Here is a 25567-nt window from a genome sequence, read left to right as displayed (position 1 = left end):
GCGCCCCGGGATGACGAAACAGAAATTCCGGGTACGAGGAACCACAGAAATGGATTTTGACCTGAACGAGGAGCAGCGGCTTCTCAAGGAAAGCATCGACGGCCTGCTGACCGATTCCTACGATTTCGAGCAGCGCAAGAAGTACATGAAGGAGAAGGGCGGCTGGAGCAAAGCCGTCTGGGGCAAGCTCGCCGAGCAGGGTCTGCTGGGCCTGCCCTTCAGCGAGGCCGATGGCGGCTTCGGCGGCGGCGGCGTCGAGACCATGATCGTGATGGAAGCGCTCGGCAAGGCGCTGGTGCTGGAGCCCTATCTGGCAACGGTCGTGCTCGGCGGCGGCTTCCTGCGCCACGCGGGCAGCGACGCGCAAAAGGCCGCGCACGTGCCCGGCATCATCGACGGCAGCAAGACGCTGGCGTTCGCCCAGCTCGAGAAGAACTCGCGCTACGATTTGTTCGACGTCTCGACCACCGCGAAGAAGAAGGGCGACGCTTACGTCATCGACGGCGAGAAGTTCGTCGTGCTCAATGGCGAGAATGCCGACACGCTGGTCGTCACCGCACGCACCAAGGGTGACCGCCGCGACAAGTCCGGCATCGGCGTGTTCCTGGTCCCGGCGAATGCCAAGGGCGTCGCGAAGAAATCCTACCCGACCCAGGACGGCCTGCACGCCGCCGACATCACCTTCACCGGCGTCGAAGTCGGCGCTGATGCTGCAATCGGCAATCCCGACGATTCACTCGCGCTGATCGAGCGCGTGGTGGACGAGGCCCGCGTCGCGCTCTGCGCCGAGGCGGTCGGCCTGATGGATGAATCGCTGAAGACGACCGTCGAGTACATCAAGACCCGAAAGCAGTTCGGTGTCGCGATCGGCTCATTCCAGTCGCTGCAGCATCGCGCCTCCGACATGTTCGTCGCGGCCGAGCAGGCCCGCTCGATGTCGATGTTTGCCACCATGGCGAGCGATTTCGAGAACGCCAAGGAGCGCAGCAATGCCATCGCCGCGGCCAAGGTGCAGATCGGCAAGTCGCTGAAGTTCGTGGGACAGCAGGCGATCCAGCTTCACGGCGGCATCGGCATGACCATGGAGGCGAAGATCGGCCACTATTTCAAGCGCCTCACCATGATCGAGAACTCGTTCGGCGACACCGACTACCACCAGCGCCGCGTCGCCGATGCGGGCGGGTTGATCTGACGCCTTGGCGTCATCCCGGGGCGCGCGTAGCGCGAACCCGGGATCTCGCGCCACAACCTCTGGATTCCGGGTTCACGCGCGATGCGCGTGTCCCGGAATGACGACAAGACAGGGAGCCCAACAACAATGAAAAACACCCCGTTCGATCTCACCGGCAAGGTCGCGGTCGTCACCGGCTCCAGCCGCGGCATCGGTCGCTCCTCCGCCGAACTGCTCGCAAAGCTCGGCGCCAAGGTCGTCGTCTCCTCCCGCAAGGCCGACGCCTGCAAGGAAGTCGCCGACGGCATCAATGCGTCCGGCGGCGATGCCATCGTCATCCCCTGTAACATCGCGCGCAAGGCCGAGGTCGAGGCGCTGATCGCGGGCGCGACCAGGCACTACGGCAAGATCGACATCCTCGTCTGCAACGCCGCGGTGAATCCCTATTACGGCCCGCTGCTCGACATCACCGACGAAGCCTTCGACAAGATCATGGGCTCGAACGTCAAGAGCAACATCTGGCTCTCCGCGCTGGCGATCCCGCAGATGGCGGAGCGCGGAGGCGGTTCTGTCGTCATCATCTCCTCGATCGGAGGCCTGCGCGGCTCCACCGTGATCGGCGCCTACGGCATCTCGAAGGCGGCCGACTTCGCGCTGTGCCGCTCGCTGGCCGGCGAATGGGGTCCGAAAGGCGTCCGCGTCAACTGCATCGCGCCCGGTCTCGTCAAGACCGACTTCGCCCGCGCGCTGTGGGAGGACGAAGCCATGCTGAAGCGCCGCACCGCCACCACGCCGCTGCGCCGCATCGGCGAACCCGACGAAATCGCCGGCGCCGTCGCCTACCTCGCCTCCGACGCCTCGAGCTTCATGACCGGCCAGACCATCGTCATCGACGGCGGCGTCACGACGGCGGCGGTGTGAAGGCGACACAGCGTTTAGTTGCATCGAAGCGCCGCTTCACTTACCCTCCCCTGGAGGGGGAGGGTCGCTTCGTGTTGCGCAAAGCGCAACGCGAAGCGGGGGGGGGGGAAGCCGCGGCAATGGTCTCAACATCGATCCGACGCGCCGCCGCAAAGAGGTTGAGAGCAAACACGACTCCGCACGAGCGGGTATTGTGGCGTGCTCTCAAAGATCTTCCCATGGACGGCTCGCACTTTCGCCGCCAGGCGCCGATCGGTCCCTACGTCGTCGATTTCTTCTGCCCGGCCAAGCGTCTCATCATCGAGCTTGATGGTGGGCACCACAATGAGGACGCCATGGCCAAACGCGATGCCGAACGACAACGTTGGCTAGAGGATGAAGGGTATCACGTCATCCGATTCTGGAATTCGGAGATCACGGCCGATCTGATCGCCGTGGTCGAGCGCATCTATGTCGAGCTTTACGGCTCGCGTGAAGCGGCGGCCGTGCACCTTGAGCACCAGCGCAAGCGGAAGACATCAACCTGAATCAAGCCGCGCTCTCCTTTACCCTCCCCTGGAGGGGTCCGGGACGAGCGTAGCTCGCCCGTGGTCGATCGCGCGCAGCGCGAGCGGGGCGGGGTGATCTCTCCCCACGGGCACTGTTGGCTGGCGAGAGACCGTCACCCCACCCCGTCTCACATGTCGCTGCGCTTCATGTGAGCCGACCCTCCCCCTCCAGGGGAGGGTAAGCGAGACCAATCTTGACCTTGGCGCCCTAATCCGCTCCCTTTGGCGCGACACAATGACTTCCTCCAAGGAAACGCCAAGCTAAACGCCAAGGTAAGCCGCCATGTCTTTCGTCCTCGCCATCGACCAGGGCACCACCTCCTCGCGCGCGATCGTGTTTCGCGGCGATATTTCCATTGCGGCGAAGGCGCAAGCGGAGTTTCCGCAGCATTTTCCGGCCTCGGGCTGGGTCGAGCACGAGCCGGAGGACATCTGGACCTCGACCGTGATGGTCTGTCGCGAGGCGATCGAGCAGGCCGGGATCAGTGCAAAGGACATCGCCGCGATCGGCATCACCAACCAGCGCGAGACCACCGTGGTGTGGGATCGCGCGACGGGGCAGGCCGTGCACCGCGCCATCGTCTGGCAGGACCGTCGCACCGCCGATATCTGCGCGAAACTGAAGGCCGACGGCCGCGAGGGCGTGATCTCGCAGAAGACCGGCCTGATCATCGATCCCTATTTCTCCGGCACCAAGGTCGCCTGGATACTCGACCATGTCCCCGGCGCCCGGGCCCGTGCCGCGCGCGGCGAATTGATGTTCGGCACCGTCGATTGCTACCTGCTCTGGCGCCTCACCGGCGGCAAGGTGCACGCCACCGACGCGACCAATGCCTCGCGCACGCTGCTGTTCAACATCCACACCGGACAGTGGGACGACGAACTGCTCGAGATCATCGGCGTGCCGCGCTCGATGCTGCCCGAGGTGAAGGATTCTTCCGCCCGCTTCGGCGAGACCACGCCGGATCTGTTCGGCGGCGCCATCGCGATCTCAGGCATTGCCGGCGACCAGCAGGCCGCCACCATCGGCCAGGCCTGCTTCCGCCCGGGCATGATGAAGTCCACCTACGGCACCGGCTGTTTTGCTTTGCTCAACACCGGCACCACGCCGGTCGTGTCGAAGAACAAGCTGCTCACCACCGTCGCCTATCAGCTCGAGGGAAAACGCACCTACGCGCTGGAAGGCTCGATCTTCGTCGCCGGCAGCGCAGTGCAATGGCTGCGCGACGGCCTCGGCATCATCAAGCATGCCGCCGAGACCGGTCCGCTCGCCGATCAATCCGATTCCATGCAGAGCGTCTATCTCGTCCCCGCGTTCGTCGGCATGGGCGCGCCCTACTGGAATCCCAGGGTGCGCGGCGCGCTGTTCGGCCTCACCCGCAACACCGGACCGGCCGAGCTTGCGCATGCCGCGCTTGAGAGCGTCTGCTACCAGACCTTTGACCTCTGGGCCGCGATGCGCGCGGACTGGCCGAGCTCGGAGACGGCCAGCGTCGTGCTCCGCGTCGACGGCGGCATGACGGCGTCCGACTGGACCATGCAGCGCCTCGCCGATCTGCTGGACGCTCCGGTCGATCGCCCCGTGATCCAGGAGACCACGGCCCTCGGCGCCGCCTACCTCGCCGGCCTCAATGCCGGCGTCTATCCCGAGCCGGCGAAATTCGCCGACAATTGGCGCCTCGAGCACCGTTTCAAGCCGAACATGAGCCAGGCCACGCGCGAGCGGAAGCTCGCCGGCTGGGCGCGGGCGGTGAAGGGCGTGCTGGCGAGCGACGAGGGGGAGGGGTAGGCGCAGTCTGCCAAGACTATCTTGCTAAGGCTGACGTGAACGAGGTGCATCCCCAAGCAGGCTGTCGTCCCGGCGAACGCCGGGACCCATACCGCGTGATCTATCGAGTCGCGAACGATGGCAATACCGAACGATCGGTCTTCGCAAAACTGCGCCCTGTGGCTATGGATCCCGGATCTGCGCGCGCTTGAGGCGCGCTTGTCCGGGACGACATCGGAGTGCGAAGCGCCAGCTTTGGAGCCTCCCTTGATGAAGCAGAGCAACCAACCATGATCCTCCCCGACGGCTATTCCGACGTCCCCGCCGGCAAGATCGCCGCCGTCGTCACCCATCTGGAGATGACCGCGCCGCCGCCGCGCCGCAACGATCCGCCCGGCGCCTGGACCTTGCGCAAGGTCGACACGCCCGCGGTTGCCTGGTATCGCGACATCTTCCGCCGCGTCGGCGAGGAGTGGCTGTGGTTCTCGCGCGCCCGCATGAGCGGTGCTGAGCTCGCGGCGATCATCCACGCGCCCGGCATCGAGGTCTGTGCCCTGGTCGCAGACGGCCGCGACGAAGGCCTGCTCGAACTCGATTTCCGCGAGCCCGGCCAGTGCGAGCTGGTCTATTTCGGCGTCACCGCGCCCTTGATCGGCACCGGCGCCGCCCGCTTCCTGATGAACCGCGCGCTGGAGCTGGCGTGGTCGCGCGACGTCCGCCGCGTCTGGGTGCACACCTGCACCCTCGACCATCCCTCTGCCGTCGCCTTCTACCAGCGCTCCGGCTTCCGCCCCTTCCGCCGCCAGATCGAGATCGCCGACGATCCGCGCCTCGATGGCACGGCGCCGCGTGATGCGGCGAAGCACGTGCCGATCATCGGGTAGCACGGGCTGTCTCCACACGGTCATTGCGAGGAGCCCTTGCGACGAAGCAATCCAGAATGTCTCTGCGGGCCGTTTCTGGATTGCTTCGCTGCGCTCGCAATGACGGAATGCTGTGCTGCTGTTCATCTTCCAGCTGGCAGATCAACGCGGGGGATCGTAACCTGGATGAGCGTAGCGACATCCGGGACAGCGCCCGGAAAGAGTCCCGCATGTCGCTTCGTTCATGCGGGCTACCCGGTGCGCCCCGTCAAAACACCTCCTGCTTCCCCCGCGCCAGCGAAAACCCGCGCTGCATCGCGTTGAAGCACGTCAGCCCCGTTTGCTCCGACCGGCACGTAAATCCGCCGCGCTGCCAGATCTCGCCATAGGCCAGCACCGGCAATGACCGGTCCATCACGGTGTCGCCGGCACAGATGCGTCCCGCGTTGCCCTTCGCGCTCATCTCGAAGGCGTGCCCGTAGTCGAGCTCGCAGTCGGCGGGCCGGCGCGGACGGGTCTCCATGTTCATGATGTCGCAACGGAGCACGCCCTGGCCGTTATCGGCATAGAACTGGCAGACGATGTTCTTCGACGGCGTCAGGAAGCCGATCGGGCGGTCCTGCGCCTGGGCTGGGCTTGCTGCAGAAAGCAGGGCGAGGATCGTGATCGATCGCAGATACATGACGAGAGCCCTCGGCGGTTCGGCTCGCATTGATCCCGCTTTGTTGCGTCGCGCGCAATGCTCTTGTTCCAAGATGGTTGTTGCGCCGCACCGAGCCGGTCGTGGAGACTGATCGGCCCTGCCTGGTCCAACGACTGAGAAGAGCGAGAACCATGTTCCTGATCGGCCAATATGATTCCCCCTTCGTCCGCCGCGTCGCGATTGCGCTGCGGCTTTACGGGTTCGCGTTCGAGCACAAGCCGTGGTCGACCTTCGGCGATGCCGACAAGATCGCGCCGTATAATCCGCTCCGCCGCGTGCCGACGCTGGTGCTCGACGACGGCGAGGCGCTGATCGAGAGCATGATCATCCTCGACTATCTCGACGAGCGCGTCGGCGCGGACAAGGCGATGCTGCCGCGCAGCGGCGCCGGGCGACGCAAACATTTGCGCATCTGTGCGCTTGCCTCCGGTCTCGGCGACAAGGCGGTGAGCCTGCTCTATGAGCGCGTGCTGCGGAAGGAGCAGCTCGCATTGTGGGTCGAGCGCTGTCAGGCGCAGATTAGCGATGTGCTCGCGGTGCTGGAGGCCGAGCGCGCCGGGGTGACGACGCCGTACTGGCTCGGTGACCGCATCGGCCACGCCGACGTCGCCGTCGCCTGCGTCGTCCGCTTTACCCGCGAGGCGCATCCGCCTCTGTTCGACGCCGCGCGCTATCCGGCGCTGGCGGCGCATGCCGAGCGCTGCGAGGCGTTGCCGCCGTTCCAGGAGATCGTGCAGCCGCTGGCCCCGCCGAAGGGGTGAACGCTTTGCCCCACGGCAGGCCTCGCGGCGGAGAAGCGCGGGGCAGCCCGGGACGGGCTGCCGCGCAGCCGGCGGTCAGGCCGCTCGCACCGTTCCGAGGAACTTGCTGACCTCGCGCTTGAGGCGGCCGCTCTCCGCCGCCAGTGATTTGGCCGCCGTCAGCACCTCCGCCGAGGACGAGCCGGTCTCGGTCGCGCCGCGCTGCACGTCGGTGATGTTGGAGGAGACCTCCTGTGTCCCGTGCGCGGCCTGCTGGACGTTGCGCGCGATTTCCTGCGTCGCGGCACCCTGTTCTTCCACTGCGGAGGCGATCGCCGACGAGACCTCGGAGAGCTTCTCGATGGTGCCGCTGATCTGCCCGATCGCATTCACGGACTCGTGGGTCGCGGACTGAATGCCCGCGATGTGTTGGCCGATCTCGTCGGTCGCCTTGGCGGTCTGGGCCGCAAGCGCCTTCACCTCGGAGGCGACCACGGCAAAGCCGCGACCTGCGTCGCCGGCGCGAGCGGCCTCGATGGTCGCGTTCAACGCCAGCAGATTGGTCTGGCTGGCGATGGTGTTGATCAGCTCGATGACGTCGCCGATCCGGGCCGCGGCGTTCGACAGTTCGCTGACCCGATCGGTGGTGGTGCGGGCCTGATTTACGGCGTCTCCGGCCATCCGGGCGGAATCCTGGACCTGGCGGCTGATCTCGTTGACCGAGGAGGACAGCTCTTCCGTCGCGGAAGCCACCGACTGCACGTTGGTCGAAGCCTCCTCGGAGGCTGCCGCGACGGTCGTGGCGAGTGTCTCGGCCCGTTCGGCGGTGGACGTCAGCACGCCGGCGGACGATTCGAGCTGCGACGAATGGGTGGAAACGGTTTCGATGATCAGACCGACCGCCGCTTCGAAATCGTCGGCCATCTTGAGCATGTCCGTCTTGCGCTGAGCCGCGGCCCTTGCCTCGGCTTCCTTCTGCTCGGCCTCGAGCTTCAGGCGCGTCACGGCGTTGCTCTTGAACACCTCGACGGCGGCAGCCATCTCGCCGACCTCGTCGGCCCTGCCGATTCCGGGTACCGTGGCGTCGAGCTTGCCGCCCGCTATGTCCTTCATCGCGGCCGTCATCAATTGCAGCGGCCGCGTGATGCGCCGGGCGACGAGTGCGGAAATTGCGAGCACGATCGGCAGCAGCACGGCCAGGATCATCAGGGAGCGCTTGGTCGAAGTCCATTTCTGTGCCTCGAGATCGTCGACATAGACGCCGGTGCCGATTGCCCAGGTCCAGGGAGCAAAGCCTTCGACATAGCTGAGCTTGGGCTGGGCCCGTTCGGAGCCGACCTTGGGCCAGTAATAATCGACATAGCCGCGGTTATTGGTCCGCACCTTCTCGATCATCTCGGCGAAAAAGTGCTTGCCGGTCTCGTCCTTGAAGTCCGACAGGTTCTGCCCGATGAGCTTTTCCGAGACCGGGTTCATCAAGAGCCGGCCGCGCATATCCATGATGAAGAAGTAATCGTTGTTGCCATAGCGAAGTGTCGCGACGCGCGACAGCGCGCGCTTCTGTGCGTCGGCCTCGCTCACCTCCCGCTTCTGCGCGGCCTCATGCTCCTCCTTGATGATCCCGAGCGCCACTTCGGCGACGTGACGGAGTTCGAGCTGCTTCTGCTGTGCCAGGCTCGAGCCGAGCTCGCGCGAATCCAGGTAGGCGATTCCCACCAGGCCGATGAAGCTGAGGCCGATCAGCGCATAGATTCTGCTGCCGATGGTCATCCTGGGGCGGAACGAAGCGAAGGGCATGGTCTCGGTCCTCGAAGCGCGGCAAATCCGCATTGAATTGTTGATTGTTGGACCGTGCCCGCATCGAATGACGGCTCACTGCCGCTGCCGAAATTATACGGATGCGCTTCAATGACCGTAAAAAGGACGGGCCGTAGTTCCACGGGTCGGCTGCGCCGTGTTGTCGCGTCCAAATGCACGACAGCATGCACACCTTCGAGATCTCAGAACTATCTTGCCGATACTTCGCGCCGGCCGCGCAATCGCTCGTCCCTGCGCCTTGCAGGACGTTAACGGCATTTCACCGGAATCCTGATGCCGCTTCCGCGCGAAAGCCTGCGACACGGCGGCCGCGATGGTCGAATGTTAGGGGTGTTTTGCCCGACGCTGCAAGCAGCTTCGGTAAGGCAGAAATTGTTCAAGCCTTTCAACCCCATCTCTACTGTGCATGGGGTTGTTTTCGCAAAATTTGCTTTGGGGGGCGCCTATCCCGCCCCCGCGCGCTTCTTCTGCCAGACCAGATGCACCGCGCAGGTGCAGCCCGGCGGGTGCGAGGCGAGGTCCGCCGGGGTCTCGTCGTTCGCCGGCGTTGCCGCAAAGGCCTTGCCTTGTTGCGACGGAATGTAGTTCAGCACCGGCGCCAGCCAGCGCTCAGCCTCCGCGACGCTCATGCCTTTGCGCGCGGCATAGTCCTCGACCTGGTCGCGCTCGATCTTGCCGACGCCGAAATAATAGCTCTCAGGCGCAGCGAAGTAGAGCCCCGACACGCTCGAGCCCGGCCACATCGCAAAGCTCTCGGTCAGCTTCACGCCGGCGGTGGCTTCCGCATCGAGCAGCTCGAACAGCGTTGCCTTCTCGGTGTGGTCGGGCTGGGCGGGATAGCCCGGCGCGGGACGGATGCCCTGATACTTCTCCAGGATCATCTCGTCGTTGGAGAGCGCCTCGTCCGGCGCGTAGGCCCAGAACTCGCGGCGCACGCGGGCATGCATGCGCTCGGCAAAGGCTTCGGCCAGGCGGTCGGCCAGCGCCTTGCACAGGATCGAGGAGTAATCGTCGTTGGCCATCTTGAAGCGATCGGCAACCGCATCCTCGCCGATCCCGGCGGTGACGACGAAGCCGCCGACATAATCGGGCACGCCCGCGGGCGCGACGAAGTCGGCGAGCGCGGCGTTGAAACGGCCCTCGCGCTTCTCGAGCTGCTGACGCAGTGTGTGCAGCGTCGCGATCTTCTTCGTGCGGCTCTCGTCGGCATAGAGCGCGATGTCGTCGCCTTCGGCGTTCGCCGGCCAGAAGCCGATCGTCGCACGTGCCCGGAACCATTTCTCCCTGACGATGGTGTCGAGCATCTTGCGCGCGTCGTCATAGAGCGAGCGCGCGACCTCGCCGACCTTGGCGTCGTCGAGGATGGCGGGGAAGCGGCCGGCAAGCTCCCAGGTCTGGAAGAACGGCGTCCAGTCGATGCAGTCGACGAGCTCGGCGAGATCGTAATCGTCGAAGCTGCGGATGCCGAGGAAAGTCGGCTTCACCGGCTTGTTCTTGGCGAAATCTACCGGCACGCGGTTGGCGCGCGCGGCTTCCAGCTTCAGCCGCTTCTTGTCGGCCTGCGCACGCAGATGCGCCTCCGAGATCTTGGCATATTCAGCCCGGACCTCGGCGGCATAGGTCTCGCGCTTCTCGGGCGAGAGCAGCGAGGAGGCGACGCCGACGGCGCGGCTGGCGTCGTTGACGTGGACGACGGGGCCGGCGCGATAGCTCGGATCGATCTTCACCGCCGTGTGCACGCGGCTCGTGGTAGCGCCGCCGATCAGCAGCGGCAGTTTCAGCCCTTCGCGCTGCAATTCGCCGGCGAAGAACGCCATCTCGTCGAGCGAGGGCGTGATCAGGCCGGAGAGACCGACAATGTCGGCCTTCTCCGCTTTGACGGTCTCGACGATCTTGGCCGCCGGCACCATCACGCCGAGGTCGATGACCTCGAAATTGTTGCACTGGAGCACGATGCCGACGATGTTCTTGCCGATGTCGTGGACGTCGCCCTTCACCGTCGCGAGCACGATCTTGCCGGCGGACGAGGAGCCCTCGGTGCCGATGCCGCTGGCGAGGTTGCGGGCCTTCTCCTCCTCCATGAACGGCATAAGCCAGGCCACCGCCTGCTTCATCACGCGGGCTGATTTCACCACCTGCGGCAGGAACATCTTGCCGTCGCCGAAGAGGTCGCCGACCACGTTCATGCCGGCCATCAGCGGGCCCTCGATCACGTCGAGCGGGCGCGAGGAGTTCTTGCGGGCCTCTTCCGTGTCCTGCTCGATGAACTCGGTAATCCCATGCACCAGCGAATGCGACAGCCGCTTCTCGACCGGCCATTCGCGCCAGGCGAGATCGGCCTCCTTGGTTTGGGTCTTGTTGCCGCGGAATTTCTCCGCGAGCGCCAGCAGGCGCTCGGATGCGCCGGCGTCGCGGTTGAGGACGACGTCCTCGCAGGTCTGGCGCAGCTCGGGATCGATGTCGTCATAGACGATCATCTGTCCGGCATTGACGATGCCCATGTCCATGCCGGCCTTGATGGCATGATACAGGAACACCGAGTGCATGGCCTCGCGCACCGGCTCGTTGCCGCGGAACGAGAACGACAGGTTCGAGACGCCGCCCGAGATATGCGCCCCCGGCAGGTTCTGGCGGATCCAGCGCGTCGCCTCGATGAAGTCGACGCCGTAATTGTTGTGCTCCTCGATGCCGGTCGCGATCGCGAAGATGTTGGGATCGAAGATGATGTCTTCCGGCGGGAAGCCGACCGTGTTCACCAGGATGTCGTAGGCGCGCTTGCAGATCTCGGTCTTGCGCGCGAACGTGTCGGCCTGGCCGACCTCGTCGAACGCCATGACCACGACGGCAGCGCCGTGGCGCCGCGCGATCCTGGCCTCAAAGACGAACTTCTCCTCGCCTTCCTTCATCGAGATCGAGTTGACGACCGGCTTGCCCTGCACGCATTTCAGGCCGGCTTCGATCACCGAGAATTTCGACGAGTCCACCATCACGGGGACGCGGGCGATGTCGGGCTCGGCGGCAACGAGGTTGAGGAAAGTCACCATCGCCGCTTCGGAATCGAGCAGGCCCTCGTCCATGTTGACGTCGATGATCTGCGCGCCGTTCTCGACCTGGTCGCGTGCGACCTGGAGAGCCGCGGTGTAATCGCCGGCGGTGATCAGCTTGCGGAAGCGGGCGGAGCCGGTGACGTTGGTGCGCTCGCCGACGTTCACGAACGGAATGGCGTCGGTCAGAATGAACGGCTCGAGGCCGGACAGCTTCAGGCGCGGTTCGATCTCCGGCACGATGCGCGGCTTGTGCGGGGCAACGGCCGCGGCGATCGCCGCGATATGCTCCGGCGTGGTGCCGCAGCAGCCGCCGACGATGTTGACGAGGCCGTCACGCGCGAACTCGCCGACGAGACGCGCCATGTATTCCGGCGTTTCGTCATACTGGCCGAATTCGTTGGGCAATCCGGCGTTGGGATAGGCGCAGACCAGCGTGTCGGCGACGCGGCCGATGTCGGCGATGTGCGCGCGCAGATCCTCGGCGCCGAGCGCGCAGTTGAAGCCGATCGTCACGGGCTTGGCATGCCGCACCGAATTCCAGAACGCCTCCGGCATCTGGCCCGACAGCAAGCGGCCGGATTTGTCGGTGATGGTGCCCGACACCATCACGGGCATGTCGATGCCGCGCTCTTCGGTGATCTCGGCGATGGCATAAAGCGCCGCCTTGGCGTTCAGCGTGTCGAAGATGGTCTCGACCAAGAGGAGGTCGACGCCGCCGTCGAGCATGCCGTTGATCTGCTCGCCATAGGATTTGCGCAGGTCGTCGAAGGTGACGGCGCGGTAGCCGGGATTGGAGACGTCGGGCGAGATCGAGGCGGTGCGGTTGGTCGGTCCGATGGCGCCGGCAACGAAGCGCGGCTTGCCGTCCTCGGCCTCGACGCGGCGGGCGGCATTGCCGGCGAGGCGGGCGCCTTCACGCGCCATCTCGTAGACGATGTCGGTCAGCTCGTAATCAGCCTGCGCGATCGAGGTCGTCGAGAAGGTGTTGGTCGCGACGATGTCGGCGCCGGCGCGCAAGTACGCGGCGTGGATGTCCTCGATCGCCTGCGGCTGGGTCAGGATCAGCAAATCGTTGTTGCCGCGGAGGTCGCGATGGAAATCCTTGAAACGCTCGCCGCGGAAGGCGGCCTCGTCGAACTGCAAATTCTGGATCATCGTGCCCATGGCGCCGTCGAGCACCAGGATGCGCTCGCGCGCGGCGTTGAGCAGGGCAGTTCGCTTGGCGGAAACGGGAACGGTCATTGTCTTTTACGCAGCTTTCTGGGTGCTCTTGGCGCGGATGCCGAGCAAATGGCTGATCGCGAACACGAGATCGGCGCGGTTCATGGTGTAGAAATGGAAGGTGTCGACGCCGTGCTTGGCGAGCTTCTGCACCTGGCCGGCGGCGACGGTCGCAGCCACCAGCTTGCGGGTCTCGGCGTCTTCATCGAGGCCTTCGAACTTCGCGGCGAACCAGTCCGGCACGGTGGTGCCGGCGCGCGTCACGAAATTGCGGGCCTGCTTGAAATTATGCATGGGCATGATGCCCGGCACGACCGGAATGTCGATGCCGCGCGCACGGACGCGGTCGAGATAGCGGAAGTAGAGGTCGTTATCGAAGAACACCTGCGTGATCGCGCGGGTCGCGCCGGCATCCACCTTGGCCTTCAGCGTGTCGATGTCGGCGTCGAAGTCGCGCGCCTCGGGGTGCTTCTCGGGGTAGGCCGAGACGGACACTTCGATATCGGCGTGCCGCTTCTTGATCCCGGCGACGAGCTCGGCCGAGCTCTGGTAGCCGTCGGGATGGCTGGAATAGGGCGTGCCGATGCCGCCGGCCGGGTCGCCGCGCAGGCCGACGATATGGCGGACGCCGACCTCGTGATAGCGGTCGACGATCTCGTCGATCTCGCCGCGCGAGGCGCCGACGCAGGTCAGATGCGCGGCCGGCAGCAGCGAGGTTTCCTTCAGGATGCGGGCGATGGTCGAATGGGTTCGCTCGCGGGTCGAGCCGCCGGCGCCGTAGGTCACCGAGACGAATTTCGGGTCGAGCGGGGCGAGCCGGTTGATGGTCTCCCAGAGATTGCGCTCCATGTCTTCCGTCTTGGGCGGGAAGAACTCGAAGGAGATCGCAGGCCGCTTCAGGTGCCCGTCTTGCCCGTCGGCGCGGGCAGGGATCGTCAGATCGGTCATGGCACCACTCACTCCAGATTTGTCGCCGGGTTTCGGCGGCCGACGGTCAGGTTTGGCTTGGAGGCGCAGAATAAGCTAAAGGCCCGTCAATCGACAGCCCATCGGAGATGGGAAGTAGCCCACTTCCGGTGTGATATATAGAATTATCGGTCATTTTATGGATTGAGTGGGAAATTGGCGTCCATTTATAATATAAGCAATATCAATGCGAATATGAAATCTAGGGCTGTAATTGTTCCGATATTTCGAGTGGGCAAGACAAGACATAAGTTATCGAGGCGTTAATTGGCCCATCGGCTTGGTTCGTCGGGCGCCTCGGCTCGTGGCCAGCACACGTCAGACCTGCGCAGCGGGCCCATTGTCGCCGCCCGGCTCTCCATTAGGTTACGCCGCCATGATCCCGCTTTCCGTCCTCGATCTCTCGGTCGTCACATCGGGCACCAAGCCCGCCGCGGCGCTGCGCAACAGCATCGATCTGGCGCGCCATGTCGATGGCCTCGGCTATGTCCGCTACTGGCTCGCCGAGCACCACAACCTCGCCTCGGTCGCGAGCCCCGCGCCCGACGTCATGATCGGCCAGATCGCGGCCGTCACGAAGCATATCCGCGTCGGCTCCGGCGGGGTGATGCTGCCCAACCACGCCCCGCTGGTCGTTGCCGAGCGCTTCAAGATGCTGGAGGCGCTGTTTCCCGGCCGCATCGATCTCGGTCTCGGCCGCGCCCCCGGCACCGACGGCGCGACGGCCTACGCGCTGCGCAGCCGGCTCGACCGCCGCGAGGGCGACGATTTCCTGGAGCGGCTGCACGAATTGATCCTGTGGCAGACCCGCGAATTCCCCGCGGGCCACCCCTATAACAACGTCGTTGCCATGCCCGACGACACCGCCCTGCCGCCGATCTGGCTGCTCGGCTCCAGCGATTATTCCTCGGAGCTCGCCGCCCAGGTCGGCATGGGCTTCGCCTTCGCCCATCACTTCGCCTCCCACGACGCGGTCGATGCGATGGTGCACTATCGCAATCGCTTCCAGCCCTCGGCGTGGCGAGCTGCCCCGCATGCAATCCTCGCGGTTGCCGCCATCGCGGCCGATACCGATGAGGAGGCCGAACGGCTCGCCTCGTCGTTCGATCTCAACCGGCTGCGCCGCGACCGCGGTCAGTACCTGCCGCTGCCGAGCGTCGAGGAGGCACTGGCCTATCCCTATTCCGACGCCGAGCGCACCTCGATCCTGCGCAACCGCTCCCGCCTGTTCGTCGGCAATCCCGCGACGGTGCAGAGGAAGCTGCAGCCGCTGATCGATGCGAGCAGGCCGGACGAACTGATGGTGATCACCGCGGTGTATGATCACGCGGCACGGAAGAAGTCGTATTCGCTGCTGGCGGAGGCGTTTGGGCTTAGAGCGGCGGCTTAGCTTACCCTCCCCCTCCGGGGAGGGTGGCAATCAATCCTGCTGCGACTCGCTGAACGTCGCGCGGAAGGGATGGCCAGGATAGACGCCGACGATGCGGAATTCGCGCGAGAAGAACTTCAGCTCCTCAATCGCAAACGCAAGGCCCTTGTCCTCGGGGTGGCCGTCGACGTCGGCATAAAACTGCGTGGCGAAGAAATTGCCGTCGACCATGTAGCTCTCGAGCTTGGTCATGTTGACGCCATTGGTGGCAAAGCCGCCGAGGGCCTTGTAGAGGGCGGCCGGCAAATTGCGCACGCGGAAGACAAACGTGGTGACCAGCGGGCCGGAGCCTTGCGCCGCCCATTTCGGCTCGCGCGCCAGCACCACGAAGCGCGTGGTGTTGTGCGACTCGTCCTCGATGTCCTCGGCGAGAATGTCGAGGCCATAGATCTTGGCAGCAAGGCGCGAGGCGATCGCGGCCACCGTCTTGTCATTGCGTTCCGAGATATCGCGGGCGCTGCCGGCGGTGTCGGCATGCACGATTCCCTTGATGCCGAGCTTGCGGATGATGCGGCGGCACTGGCCGAGCGCGTGCACATGGCTCTCGACGCTCTTGATGTCTTCGAGCTTGGTCCCCTTGATCGCCATCAGTTGATGCCGGACGGGGAGAAACCATTCGCCGATGATGAAGAGGCCGGAGGCCGGCAACAGATGATGGATGTCGGCGACGCGGCCGGCGACCGAATTCTCGATCGGGATCATGCCGAGATCGGCCTCGCCCGACGAGATCGCCGACAGCGCGTCCTCGAAGGTGGCGCAGGGCATCGGCTCGGCGTCGGGATAGGCCTCTACGATGGCGATGTGGGAATTGGCTCCGGGCTCGCCCTGGAATGCGATCTTCAGCTTGGTCATGTCTCGAATGGCTCCTGCGGCGCCTTGTAGCAGCCGCTCAGGATTTGGAAAGGATGCTGCGGGCGGTTTCGAGATCGGGCGGCGTGTCGACGCCGCGGGGCACGCTGTCGACAATCATGATGTCGATGCGCATGCCGGCTTCGACCGCCCGCAATTGCTCCAGGCTTTCCTGGCGTTCCAGGGGCGAGGGCGGCAGCGACACGAATCGCTCCAGCGCGGCACGGCGGTAAGCATAGAGGCCGATGTGATGGTAACGCGGTCCGTTGCCGTAAGGCGCCGTGGCGCGGGTAAAATAAAGTGCCCGCAGCCGCCGCGGCCCGATCGGTGAACCCACGGCCTTCACGACGCTGGGCGCAAGATCCTCCTCCTCGGTGTGGATCTGCGAGGCCAGCGTCACGATGTCGACGCCAGGGTCGTCGAACGGCGGCAGCACCTCGCGGATGGTCTGCGGCGTGATGGTTGGAAAGTCGCCCTGCAGGTTGATCACGATCTCGGCCTTGCCCTCGGGGTCGAGCTTCTGCATGGCCTCGTGGATGCGATCTGAGCCCGACGGATGGTCGGATCTGGTCATCACGGCTTCGCCGCCATGGGCCGTCACGACCGAGGCGATCTCAGGCGTGTCGGTCGCAACCGCGACCCGGCCGATGGCGGCAGCCTCGGCGCGGCGCATCACATGGACGATCATCGGCAGGCCCGCGATATCGGCGAGCGGCTTGCCGGGCAGGCGGGTGGCGGCCATGCGGGCCGGGATCAGCACCAGGATGCGAGGATCGATCATTGGGTCCAAAGGTCTGGGGTCAAGAGCCTGGAAACAGGGCGTTTTCCGCGCCGAGAAATGGAGTGGGGACGGGCCGCAAGCGGGGTCGCTTATACGGGTTGCCAGACCCCGGGCAAACCGATATCTCAATGGCAAAACTCGGGGAAACAATAGGGAACGATTGATTCTCCCGAGGCTCGTCCTGGCGGCCGCCCGGCCGCTCGATCCTTCTTGCGGTGTGGGGCCTGGCCGGAAATGGACTCTTTCGAACTCAATAAAATTCTCGGTGCCGTGCTCGGCACCTGTCTCATTCTGCTGGTGACGAGCTTCACCGCGAGCGCGCTGTTCTCGCCCAAGATGCCGGAAAAGCCGGGCTTCGAGATCGCCGTCAAGGAAGAGGCCGGCCACGGCAAGGAAGGCGCTGCCGCTGCCGCCCCCTCCGAGCCCATCGAAAAGCTGCTCCAGACCGCCTCCGTCGAGAAGGGTGCTGCGGCCGCCAAGAAGTGCGGCGCTTGCCACACCTTCGAAAAGGGCGGCCCGAATCGCGTCGGTCCGAACCTCTATGGCGTCGTCGGCGAGGCAAGGGGTGAAGGCCGCAACGGCTTCAACTTCTCGGCTGCCATGAAGGCCAAGGGCGGCACCTGGTCGTTCGACGACCTCAACAAGTTCATCGCCAATCCGAAGGGCTTCATCCCGGGCACCGCGATGGGCTTCGCCGGTATCCCCAAGGATTCCGAGCGTGCCGACGTCATTGCCTATCTGAACTCGCTGTCGGAGCATCCGCAGCCGTTGCCGACCGCGTCGAAGTAAGGCTTCAAGAACCTGTCTTGGAATATGCGGCCAGGCTGAGAAGCCTGGCCGTTTCCTTATCCGGGCCTCGCGATGACGTTATCGGGGCGTTTGGCCGCATCCGACAGGCTAGCCGGCCTTCCAAGATGAGGAAAAAGCAACATATTCGGTCGAAACCTCGCCTATATTGGGAACTTAAAGGAGTGACCCTCCTTCCAGACAGGGATGTTGATTTGGCCATTACCCGACGCGATCTCCTGCTCACCGGCACTGCTGTCGCAGCGCTTCCCGTCCTCGGTTCCGTAGCGGGGCTCCCCATCGTCGGTGCGGCGCAGGCGCAATCAGCCAATGAGCTGCCGTGGCGCCATGCGCTGTCGCTGTTCGGCAAGGTCAAATATCCCGCCGACTTCAAGCGCTTCGACTACGTCAATCCGGACGCGCCCAAAGGCGGCGTCGCCCGCCAGATCGCCGTCGGCACCTTCGACAATTTCAACATCGTGGTGTCAGGCGTGAAGGGGCAGGTCGCCGGTGCGGTCGCCTTCATTTACGAATCTCTCACGACGGCCGCGCTCGACGAGGTCTCGACCGAGTACGGCGCGCTGGCCGAGGCCGTCAGCCATCCGGATGATTTCTCCTTCGTGACTTACCGCTTGCGGCCGCAAGCCAAATGGCACGACGGCAAGCCGGTCACTGCGGATGACGTGATCTTCTCGCTCGATTCCTTCAAGAAGCACCACCCGATGTACTCGGCCTATTACAGCCATGTGGTGAAGGCCGAGAAGGTCGGTGAGCGCGAGGTGAAGTTCGTGTTCGACGCGCCGGGCAATCGCGAACTGCCGCAGATCGTCGGGCAGCTCATCGTGCTGCCGAAGCACTGGTGGGAAGGGACGGACGCGCAGGGCCGCAAGCGCGATGTCTCCACCACCACGCTCGAAGTGCCGCTGGGCTCGGGCCCCTACAAGATCAAGGACTTCGTTGCAGGACGCTCGATCGCGCTGGAGCGCGTCAAGGACTATTGGGGCCGCGACCTGCCTGCCAATGTCGGCCGCAACAATTTCGACGAGCTGCGCTACGAATATTTCCGCGACGCCACCGTGGCGATCGAGGCTTTCAAGGCCGACCAGGTCGATTGGCGTACCGAGAACAGCGCGAAGAGCTGGGCGACCGCCTACGACTTCCCGGCCGTGAGCGAAAAGCGCGTGATCCTCGAGGAGTTCGCCAATCGCAGCTCGGGCGTGATGCAGGCCTTCGTGCCGAATTTGCGCCGTGCCAAGTTCAGTGATCCCCGCGTGCGGCGTGCGCTCAACTATGCGTTCGACTTCGAGGAGATGAACAAGCAGATCTTCTTCGGCCAGTACAAGCGCATCAGCAGCTATTTCGACGGCATCGACGAGCTCATGGCCACCGGCTTGCCGCAGGGCAAGGAGCTCGAGATCCTCGAGACCGTCCGCGCCCAGGTCCCGCCCGAAGTCTTCACCACACCCTACAGCAATCCGGTCGGCGGCAGCCCGGAAGCCGTGCGCGACAATCTGCGCGAGGCGCTGCGCCTGTTCAAGGAGGCCGGCTATGAGGTGCGCGACCGCAAGCTGACCGACGTCAAGACCGGCACCCAGTTCTCCCTCGAATTGCTCAATTCGGATCCGAGCTTCGAGCGGATCACGCTGTTCTACAAGCCGTCCCTGGAGCGGCTCGGCATTGCCGTCAGCGTGCGGTCGGTCGACCCGACCCAGTATGAGAACAGGACGCGCGAGTGGGATTTCGACATCGTCACCAACTCGTGGGGCGAGTCGCAGTCGCCGGGCAACGAGCAGCGCGAGTTCTGGTCGTCCAAGACAGCGGATATCGCCGGCTCGCGCAACATTGCCGGCATCAAGAATCCGGCCGTCGACAAGCTGATCGAGCGGTTGATCTACGCGACCGATCGAGATGATCTCGTCGCGGCCACCAGGGCGCTGGACCGTGTGCTGCTGTGGAATCACTACGTCGTGCCGCAGTGGACCTACAACAAGGTGCGCACCGCGCGCTGGGATCGCTTCGGTCGGCCGGCCGAATTGCCCAAATACGGTCAGTCCGGTTTCCCGTTCATCTGGTGGTACGACGCAGACAAGGCGGCGCGGATCGCAAAGAAGTCGTGAAGGATAGTCCCCGCATGACGCAGATGTCACGCCGCCATGTGCTGGCCCTCGGTGCCGGCGGCACCCTTGGGGTGTCGCTGGGCGTGCAGTCGTTACGTGTCGCGCATGCATCGGAGGCCGGAAGCGAGGCTCACGGCATTTCGGCGTTCGGCGATCTGAAATATCCCGCCGACTTCCACCACTTCGACTACGTCAATCTCGATGCGCCGAAGGGCGGTGCGTTCTCGCTGATCCCCTCGGTGCGCGCCTATAACCAGTCCTACCAGACTTTCAACTCGCTCAACGCCTTCATCCTGAAGGGGGACGGCGCGCAGGGCATGGATATGACTTTCGCGCCGCTGATGGTGCGCGCGAACGACGAGCCCGATGCGATATACGGGCTTGCCGCCAAATCGGTGCGGATATCGCCGGACAAGCTGGTCTATCGCTTCACGATGCGGCCGGAGGCGAAATTCCACGACGGTACGAAGCTCACCGCCCGCGATGCGGCGTTTTCGCTGACCGCGCTGAAGACCAAGGGACATCCGCTGATCATCGTGCAGCTGCGCGACATGGTCAGCGCCGAGGCTCTCGACGATGCGACGCTCGTTGTCACCTTCGCCAAGGGGCGGGCGCGCGATGTGCCGCTCTATGCCGCGAGCTTGCCGATCTTCTCCAAGGCGTATTATGCGACCCGGCCCTTCGATGAATCGTCTCTTGAGACCCCGTTGGGCTCGGGTCCCTACAAAGTCGGCAAGTTCGAAGTCAATCGCTACATCGAGTATGAGCGGGTGAAGGACTGGTGGGCCGCCGATCTGCCGCCCTGCCGCGGTACCTATAATTTCGATGTCGTGCGCTATGAGTTCTATCGCGACCGCGATGTCGCTTTCGAGGGGTTCACCGGCAAGAACTATCTTTATCGCGAGGAGTTCACCTCCCGCATTTGGGCGACGCGCTATGACTTCGCGGCTGTGAAGGACGGTCGTGTCAAGATGGAGGTCGTGCCCGACGATACGCCCTCCGGCGCGCAGGGCTGGTTCATCAACACGCGGCGAGACAAATTCAAAGACCCCCGCGTACGCGAGGCCTTGATCAATGCCTTCGACTTCGAGTGGACCAACAAGACCATCATGTACGGCGCTTATGCCCGTACGGTGTCGCCGTTCCAGAATTCTGATCTGATGGCGAGCGGCGGGCCTCCGTCACCGGAGGAGCTGAAGCTGCTCGAGCCCTTCCGTGGCCAGATTCCCGACGAAGTGTTCGCTGCGCCCTTCACGCCCCCGGTTTCCGACGGGTCGGGGCAGGACCGCGCTCTCTTGCGCAAGTCGCAGCAGCTGCTCAACGACGCCGGCTTTCCGATCAAGGATGGCAAGCGAATGCTGCCGAGCGGAGAGGTGTTCAAGATCGAATTCCTGGCGGAGGAGCCCTCGCTTCAGCCGCATCACGCGCCGTATATCAAGAATCTGGGCACGCTCGGCATCGAGGCAAGCCTCCGCCTCGTCGATGCCGTGCAATATCGCGCGCGCGTGGAAGATTTCGACTTCGACATGACGATCCAGCGCTTCAGCATGTCGGCAACGCCCGGCGATGCCATGCGCGCGTTCTTCTCGTCGCAGGTCGCGGCCACCAAGGGCTCGTACAATCTGGCCGGCGTCGCAAGCCCGGCGATCGATGCCATGATCGAGAAGATCATGGCGGCCGACAGCCGCGAAGAATTGACCACGGCCTGCCGCGCCTTCGACCGTCTGTTCCGCGCCGGCCGCTATTGGGTGCCGCAGTGGTACGCCAAGACGCACCGGCTGGCCTACTGGGACCAGTTCGGCCGTCCGGAGAAGCTGCCGCGTTACGCCAATGGCGTCGGCGCCCCCGAAATCTGGTGGTCCGACCGCGCCAAGGCGGCCAAGCTCGAGCGGGCGAAATAATCATGAGCGCCTATATCGCCCGCCGTCTCCTCCTGATGATCCCAACCCTGCTCGGGATCCTCTTCGTCTCCTTCGTCGTGGTGCAATTCGCGCCGGGCGGCCCGGTCGAACGCGTGATCGCGCAGCTCTCGGGCGCCGACACCGGCGGCACCTCGCGCATTTCGGGCGGCGGCGACTTTGCGCAGCGCGCGCCGGGACAAGTCGGCGCCGGCGGGGACGCCGTCAACTCGAAATATCGCGGCGCGCAGGGGCTCGATCCTGATTTCATCAAGAAGCTCGAGGTGCAGTTCGGCTTCGACAAGCCGGCACCCGAGCGCTTCGCGCTGATGGTGTGGAATTTCGCCCGCTTCGATTTCGGCAAGAGCTATTTCCGCGATGTCAGCGTGCTTCAGCTCATGAAGGAGAAGCTGCCGGTCTCGATCTCGCTCGGGCTATGGCTGACCTTGCTCACCTACCTGATCTCGATTCCGCTCGGCATCCGCAAGGCCGTGAAGGACGGGACGCGCTTCGACACCTGGACCTCGGCGATCATCATCGTCGGCTACGCCATTCCCGGGTTTCTGTTCGCGATCCTCCTGATCATTCTGTTTGCTGGCGGCTCCTTCCTCAACTGGTTCCCGCTGCGGGGGCTGACCTCGGACGGCTGGTCGCAATTCCCCTGGTACTGGAAGATCCTCGACTATTTCTGGCACATCACGCTGCCGCTGTTGTCGATGGCCCTCGGCGCTTTCGCGACCATGACGCTTCTCACCAAGAACTCGTTCCTGGACGAGATACGCAAACAATATGTCATGACCGCACGTGCCAAGGGCTGCAGCGAGCGGCAGGTGCTGTACGGCCATGTCTTTCGCAACGCGATGCTGATCGTCGTGGCCGGCTTCCCGGGCGCCTTCGTTCATGCCTTCATCTCGGGCTCGCTGCTGATCGAAACCATCTTTTCCCTCGATGGGCTCGGCCTGCTCGGCTTCGAGAGCGTGCTCAATCGCGACTATCCCGTGGTGTTCGGCACGCTCTATATCTATGCGCTCATCGGCCTCATCATGAACCTGATCTCGGATCTCACCTATATGTGGATCGATCCGCGGATCGATTTCGCGGCGCGGGAGGTCTGATGACGCTGACCGCTCCGACCCCGATCGAAACCACCACCAGCTCGCCGCTCGGTGCGACCGCGCCGATCACGCGCAAGCCGTTCGCGCCGTCGCCGCTCAACAAGCGGCGCTGGCAGAACTTCAAGGCGAACCGCCGCGGCTACTGGTCGTTCTGGATCTTCATTCTCCTGTTCGTGGTGTCGCTGTTCGCCGAGCTGATCGCCAACGATCGGCCCTTCCTGATCAAGTTCGACGGCCGCCTCTATTGGCCCGCCTTCGTGACCTATTCGGAAACCACCTTCGGCGGCGACTTCGAAACCGCGGCCGACTACCGCGACCCCTATCTGCAGAAGCTGATCAAGGACAAGAACGGCACCATCGTCTGGCCTTTGATCCGCTATTCCTACGACACCCATAATCTCGACCTGCCGACGCCGGCGCCGTCGCGGCCGACCTGGATGCTGACGGAAGCGCAGTGCAAGCCGGTGGTGGAGAAGAAGGGGCTGAAGAGCTGCCGCGACCTCGAATATAACTGGCTCGGGACCGACGATCAGGGCCGCGACGTGGTGGCGCGGCTGATCTACGGCTTCCGCATCTCGGTGCTGTTCGGCCTCTGCCTCACCATCGTGTCTTCGATTGTCGGTGTTGCTGCCGGGGGCATCCAGGGCTATTTCGGCGGCTGGGTCGATCTCATCTTCCAGCGCTTCATCGAGATCTGGGGCGCGATTCCGTATCTCTATCTGCTTCTCATCATTTCGTCGGTGCTGGTGCCGGGCTTCTTCGTCCTGCTCGGCATCATGCTGCTGTTTTCCTGGGTCTCTCTCGTCGGGGTCGTTCGCGCGGAATTCCTGCGCGGGCGGAATTTCGAGTACATCCAGGCTGCACGCGCGCTGGGCGTGTCGAACAAGGTCATCATGTTCCGGCATCTCCTGCCGAACGCGATGGTCGCGACCATGACTTTCCTGCCGTTCATCATCTCCTCATCGGTGATGACCCTGACGGCGCTGGACTTCCTCGGTTTCGGCCTGCCGCCGGGCTCGCCCTCGCTCGGCGAGCTCCTGTCGCAGGCCAAGGCCAATGTGCAGGCGCCGTGGCTCGGCTTCACCGGATTCTTCTCGGTCGCGATCATGCTGTCGCTGCTGATCTTCATCGGCGAAGCGGTGCGCGACGCCTTCGATCCGCGCAAGACGTTCAGGTAAGGTCATGGACGCGATCAACCAGCCTCTGCTTGCCGTTCGCGATCTCTCGGTCGCCTTCCACCAGGGCGGCGCCACGACGCTCGCGGTCGACAAGGTCTCGTTCCAGATCAAGCGCGGCGAATGCCTGGCGCTGGTCGGCGAGTCCGGCTCCGGAAAATCCGTCAGCGCGCTCTCCATCCTCAAGCTGCTGCCCTATCCGAATGCCTCGCATCCCTCGGGCAGCATCCGCTTCAAGGGGCAGGAGCTGATCGACCGCTCCGAGCAGGAGATGCGGGAGATCAGAGGCAGCGACATCTCCATCATCTTCCAGGAGCCGATGACCTCGCTCAATCCGCTGCACACGATCGAGGCGCAGATCGGCGAGATCATCCAGCTGCACAATCCGACCAGCAATGCGCAGGCGCGCAAGCGGACGCTGGAGCTCTTGACGCAGGTCGGCATTCCCGAGCCCGAGACCCGGCTGAGCAGCTATCCGCATCAGCTGTCCGGCGGTCAGCGCCAGCGCGTGATGATCGCGATGGCGCTCGCCAACGAGCCGGACCTGTTGATCGCGGACGAGCCGACCACGGCCCTCGACGTCACCGTGCAGGCGCAGATCCTGGCGCTGCTCGCCGAGATCCGCTCGCGGCTCGGCATGAGCCTGCTTTTCATCACCCACGATCTCGGCATCGTGCGCCGCATTGCCGACACCGTCTGCGTCATGAAGGGCGGCGTGATCGTGGAGCAGGGGCCGGTCGAGCAGGTCTTCAAGACCCCGAAACATCCCTATACGCGCGACCTGCTTGCGGCGGAGCCGAAACCCGATCCGGCGCCACCGCAACCGGATGCGCCGGTCGTGATGTCGGCCAATGATCTGAAAGTGTGGTTTCCGATCAAGCGCGGCCTGATGCGCAAGACGGTTGGCCACATCAAGGCGGTCGACGGCGTCAGCGTCGCCGTGCGCAAGGGCGAGACACTGGGTGTCGTCGGCGAATCCGGCTCGGGCAAGACCACGCTGGGCCTCGCGCTGCTGCGCCTGATCTCTTCGAACGGCCGCATCGTGTTCCTGGGCAAGGACATCCAGGGCCTGCGCTTCAAGGAGATGCGCCCGTTCCGGCGCGACATGCAAATCGTGTTTCAGGACCCGTTCGGCTCGCTCTCACCGCGCATGTCTGTCGCCGACATCATCGCCGAGGGGCTCTCCGTGCATCAGCCAAAACTGTCGCGCGAGGAACGTGAGGCGCGCGTCGTCAAGGCGCTGGAAGACGTCGGGCTGAAGCCGGATACCCGCCACCGCTATCCCCACGAGTTCTCCGGCGGCCAGCGCCAGCGCATCTCGATCGCGCGCGCGGTGGTGCTGGAGCCGGACTTCGTCGTGCTGGACGAGCCGACCAGCGCGCTCGACATGCTGTTCCAGGCGCAGATGGTCGATCTGCTCCGCGAGCTCCAGCGCAAGCGCGAGCTCACCTACATGTTCATCTCGCACGACTTACGCGTCGTCGCCTCGCTCGCGAGCCATCTGATCGTGATGCGCGGCGGCAAGGTCGTCGAAGAGGGGCAGGCCGCCGAGCTGTTCAAGAATCCGAAGACGGATTACACGCGGGCATTGTTTGCGGCGGCGTTCCGGCTGGAGACGGCGGGCAACGGCTCGGTGGCGACGTAAGCCCCG

General features: G+C 64.5%; 19 protein-coding genes. 13 read left to right on the top strand and 6 right to left on the bottom strand.

What is annotated here, in order from left to right; translation table 11 throughout:
• Nucleotides 1-49 precede the first annotated feature (49 nt).
• From pimD to Q0743_RS29325, 5 genes are all read left to right on the top strand, one after another.
• Entirely contained in the window at nucleotides 50-1192 is a 1143-nt protein-coding gene (gene pimD, locus Q0743_RS29345; protein ID WP_298244934.1) for a pimeloyl-CoA dehydrogenase small subunit, read from the top strand.
• A gap of 126 nt (nucleotides 1193-1318) precedes the next feature.
• Nucleotides 1319-2092: an SDR family NAD(P)-dependent oxidoreductase gene (locus Q0743_RS29340; RefSeq protein WP_298244933.1), complete on the top strand. Its 774-nt coding sequence runs from the start codon at nucleotides 1319-1321 to the stop codon at nucleotides 2090-2092.
• Nucleotides 2093-2211: 119 nt separating this feature from the next.
• Nucleotides 2212-2619 (top strand): endonuclease domain-containing protein, encoded by a 408-nt coding sequence (locus Q0743_RS29335; RefSeq protein WP_298244938.1) that lies wholly within the window; start codon nucleotides 2212-2214, stop codon nucleotides 2617-2619.
• Nucleotides 2620-2923: 304 nt separating this feature from the next.
• Nucleotides 2924-4429 carry a glycerol kinase GlpK gene (gene glpK / locus Q0743_RS29330; RefSeq protein ID WP_298244932.1) on the top strand — a complete coding sequence of 502 codons (1506 nt, stop codon included), beginning with the start codon at nucleotides 2924-2926 and terminating at the stop codon, nucleotides 4427-4429.
• A gap of 269 nt (nucleotides 4430-4698) precedes the next feature.
• Nucleotides 4699-5292 (top strand): N-acetyltransferase, encoded by a 594-nt coding sequence (locus Q0743_RS29325; RefSeq protein WP_298244931.1) that lies wholly within the window; start codon nucleotides 4699-4701, stop codon nucleotides 5290-5292.
• A 247-nt stretch (nucleotides 5293-5539) separates the two neighbouring features.
• On the opposite strand, the gene Q0743_RS29320 is transcribed toward Q0743_RS29325, so the two are convergent.
• Nucleotides 5540-5953 (bottom strand): DUF6636 domain-containing protein, encoded by a 414-nt coding sequence (locus Q0743_RS29320; RefSeq protein WP_298244930.1) that lies wholly within the window; start codon nucleotides 5951-5953, stop codon nucleotides 5540-5542.
• Between the two features lie 152 nt (nucleotides 5954-6105).
• Between Q0743_RS29320 and Q0743_RS29315 the strand changes: the two genes are divergently transcribed.
• Nucleotides 6106-6735 carry a glutathione S-transferase family protein gene (locus tag Q0743_RS29315; RefSeq protein WP_298244929.1) on the top strand — a complete coding sequence of 210 codons (630 nt, stop codon included), beginning with the start codon at nucleotides 6106-6108 and terminating at the stop codon, nucleotides 6733-6735.
• Between the two features lie 75 nt (nucleotides 6736-6810).
• Here the strand turns inward: Q0743_RS29315 and Q0743_RS29310 are convergent, their stop codons facing one another.
• The 3 genes from Q0743_RS29310 to metF form a co-directional block, all read right to left on the bottom strand.
• The gene (locus Q0743_RS29310) at nucleotides 6811-8511 is read right to left on the bottom strand and encodes a methyl-accepting chemotaxis protein (protein WP_298244928.1); all 1701 of its coding nucleotides are present in this window, start codon (nucleotides 8509-8511) and stop codon (nucleotides 6811-6813) included.
• Nucleotides 8512-8975: 464 nt separating this feature from the next.
• On the bottom strand, nucleotides 8976-12821 hold the full coding sequence (metH, locus tag Q0743_RS29305) for a methionine synthase (protein ID WP_298244927.1): 3846 nt from the start codon (nucleotides 12819-12821) through the stop codon (nucleotides 8976-8978).
• 6 nt (nucleotides 12822-12827) lie between these two features.
• On the bottom strand, nucleotides 12828-13748 hold the full coding sequence (metF, locus tag Q0743_RS29300; RefSeq protein ID WP_298244926.1) for a methylenetetrahydrofolate reductase [NAD(P)H]: 921 nt from the start codon (nucleotides 13746-13748) through the stop codon (nucleotides 12828-12830).
• Between the two features lie 394 nt (nucleotides 13749-14142).
• Between metF and Q0743_RS29295 the strand changes: the two genes are divergently transcribed.
• Nucleotides 14143-15156 carry an LLM class flavin-dependent oxidoreductase gene (locus Q0743_RS29295; protein WP_298244925.1) on the top strand — a complete coding sequence of 338 codons (1014 nt, stop codon included), beginning with the start codon at nucleotides 14143-14145 and terminating at the stop codon, nucleotides 15154-15156.
• Nucleotides 15157-15186: 30 nt separating this feature from the next.
• Here Q0743_RS29295 and Q0743_RS29290 read toward each other — a convergent pair whose 3' ends face one another.
• Both Q0743_RS29290 and Q0743_RS29285 read right to left on the bottom strand, forming a co-directional pair.
• Complete coding sequence (locus tag Q0743_RS29290) at nucleotides 15187-16047, bottom strand: prephenate dehydratase (protein ID WP_298244924.1); 861 nt, start codon at nucleotides 16045-16047, stop codon at nucleotides 15187-15189.
• A 37-nt stretch (nucleotides 16048-16084) separates the two neighbouring features.
• Nucleotides 16085-16825: a 3-deoxy-manno-octulosonate cytidylyltransferase gene (locus tag Q0743_RS29285; RefSeq protein WP_298244923.1), complete on the bottom strand. Its 741-nt coding sequence runs from the start codon at nucleotides 16823-16825 to the stop codon at nucleotides 16085-16087.
• Between the two features lie 234 nt (nucleotides 16826-17059).
• On the opposite strand from Q0743_RS29285, the gene Q0743_RS29280 reads away from it, so the two are divergent.
• The 6 genes from Q0743_RS29280 to Q0743_RS29255 all read left to right on the top strand — a co-directional run bounded on the left by Q0743_RS29280 (nucleotide 17060) and on the right by Q0743_RS29255 (nucleotide 25561).
• Nucleotides 17060-17614: a c-type cytochrome gene (locus Q0743_RS29280; protein ID WP_298244922.1), complete on the top strand. Its 555-nt coding sequence runs from the start codon at nucleotides 17060-17062 to the stop codon at nucleotides 17612-17614.
• Nucleotides 17615-17826: 212 nt separating this feature from the next.
• A complete protein-coding gene (locus Q0743_RS29275; RefSeq protein ID WP_298244921.1) occupies nucleotides 17827-19728 on the top strand; it encodes an extracellular solute-binding protein in 1902 nt (633 codons plus the stop codon).
• A gap of 14 nt (nucleotides 19729-19742) precedes the next feature.
• Nucleotides 19743-21629: an extracellular solute-binding protein gene (locus Q0743_RS29270; RefSeq protein WP_298244920.1), complete on the top strand. Its 1887-nt coding sequence runs from the start codon at nucleotides 19743-19745 to the stop codon at nucleotides 21627-21629.
• 2 nt (nucleotides 21630-21631) lie between these two features.
• The gene (locus Q0743_RS29265) at nucleotides 21632-22741 is read left to right on the top strand and encodes a microcin C ABC transporter permease YejB (RefSeq protein WP_298244919.1); all 1110 of its coding nucleotides are present in this window, start codon (nucleotides 21632-21634) and stop codon (nucleotides 22739-22741) included.
• On the top strand, nucleotides 22741-23919 hold the full coding sequence (locus tag Q0743_RS29260; protein WP_298244918.1) for an ABC transporter permease: 1179 nt from the start codon (nucleotides 22741-22743) through the stop codon (nucleotides 23917-23919). The genes Q0743_RS29265 and Q0743_RS29260 overlap by 1 nt, the downstream gene beginning before the upstream one ends.
• A gap of 4 nt (nucleotides 23920-23923) precedes the next feature.
• Complete coding sequence (locus tag Q0743_RS29255; protein ID WP_298244917.1) at nucleotides 23924-25561, top strand: ABC transporter ATP-binding protein; 1638 nt, start codon at nucleotides 23924-23926, stop codon at nucleotides 25559-25561.
• Nucleotides 25562-25567 lie beyond the last annotated feature (6 nt).

Origin of the sequence: uncultured Bradyrhizobium sp. (genome assembly GCF_936943645.1) — a bacterium.
In the GTDB taxonomy this organism is placed as follows: domain Bacteria; phylum Pseudomonadota; class Alphaproteobacteria; order Rhizobiales; family Xanthobacteraceae; genus Bradyrhizobium.
This window is presented reverse-complemented; position numbering and strand designations above follow the sequence as displayed.

What these genes read in the sequence shown, in the direction of transcription:
- pimD (WP_298244934.1), top strand. Translation starts at nt 50, where the DNA reads ATGGATTTTGACCTGAACGAGGAGCAGCGGCTTCTCAAGGAAAGCATC.
- Q0743_RS29315 (WP_298244929.1), top strand. Translation starts at nt 6,106, where the DNA reads ATGTTCCTGATCGGCCAATATGATTCCCCCTTCGTCCGCCGCGTCGCG.
- glpK (WP_298244932.1), top strand. Translation starts at nt 2,924, where the DNA reads ATGTCTTTCGTCCTCGCCATCGACCAGGGCACCACCTCCTCGCGCGCG.
- Q0743_RS29320 (WP_298244930.1), bottom strand. Translation starts at nt 5,953, where the DNA reads ATGTATCTGCGATCGATCACGATCCTCGCCCTGCTTTCTGCAGCAAGC.
- Q0743_RS29255 (WP_298244917.1), top strand. Translation starts at nt 23,924, where the DNA reads ATGGACGCGATCAACCAGCCTCTGCTTGCCGTTCGCGATCTCTCGGTC.
- Q0743_RS29270 (WP_298244920.1), top strand. Translation starts at nt 19,743, where the DNA reads ATGACGCAGATGTCACGCCGCCATGTGCTGGCCCTCGGTGCCGGCGGC.
- Q0743_RS29280 (WP_298244922.1), top strand. Translation starts at nt 17,060, where the DNA reads ATGGACTCTTTCGAACTCAATAAAATTCTCGGTGCCGTGCTCGGCACC.
- metH (WP_298244927.1), bottom strand. Translation starts at nt 12,821, where the DNA reads ATGACCGTTCCCGTTTCCGCCAAGCGAACTGCCCTGCTCAACGCCGCG.
- Q0743_RS29340 (WP_298244933.1), top strand. Translation starts at nt 1,319, where the DNA reads ATGAAAAACACCCCGTTCGATCTCACCGGCAAGGTCGCGGTCGTCACC.
- Q0743_RS29260 (WP_298244918.1), top strand. Translation starts at nt 22,741, where the DNA reads ATGACGCTGACCGCTCCGACCCCGATCGAAACCACCACCAGCTCGCCG.
- Q0743_RS29285 (WP_298244923.1), bottom strand. Translation starts at nt 16,825, where the DNA reads ATGATCGATCCTCGCATCCTGGTGCTGATCCCGGCCCGCATGGCCGCC.
- Q0743_RS29290 (WP_298244924.1), bottom strand. Translation starts at nt 16,047, where the DNA reads ATGACCAAGCTGAAGATCGCATTCCAGGGCGAGCCCGGAGCCAATTCC.
- Q0743_RS29335 (WP_298244938.1), top strand. Translation starts at nt 2,212, where the DNA reads ATGGTCTCAACATCGATCCGACGCGCCGCCGCAAAGAGGTTGAGAGCA.
- Q0743_RS29310 (WP_298244928.1), bottom strand. Translation starts at nt 8,511, where the DNA reads ATGCCCTTCGCTTCGTTCCGCCCCAGGATGACCATCGGCAGCAGAATC.
- Q0743_RS29325 (WP_298244931.1), top strand. Translation starts at nt 4,699, where the DNA reads ATGATCCTCCCCGACGGCTATTCCGACGTCCCCGCCGGCAAGATCGCC.
- Q0743_RS29295 (WP_298244925.1), top strand. Translation starts at nt 14,143, where the DNA reads ATGATCCCGCTTTCCGTCCTCGATCTCTCGGTCGTCACATCGGGCACC.
- Q0743_RS29265 (WP_298244919.1), top strand. Translation starts at nt 21,632, where the DNA reads ATGAGCGCCTATATCGCCCGCCGTCTCCTCCTGATGATCCCAACCCTG.
- metF (WP_298244926.1), bottom strand. Translation starts at nt 13,748, where the DNA reads ATGACCGATCTGACGATCCCTGCCCGCGCCGACGGGCAAGACGGGCAC.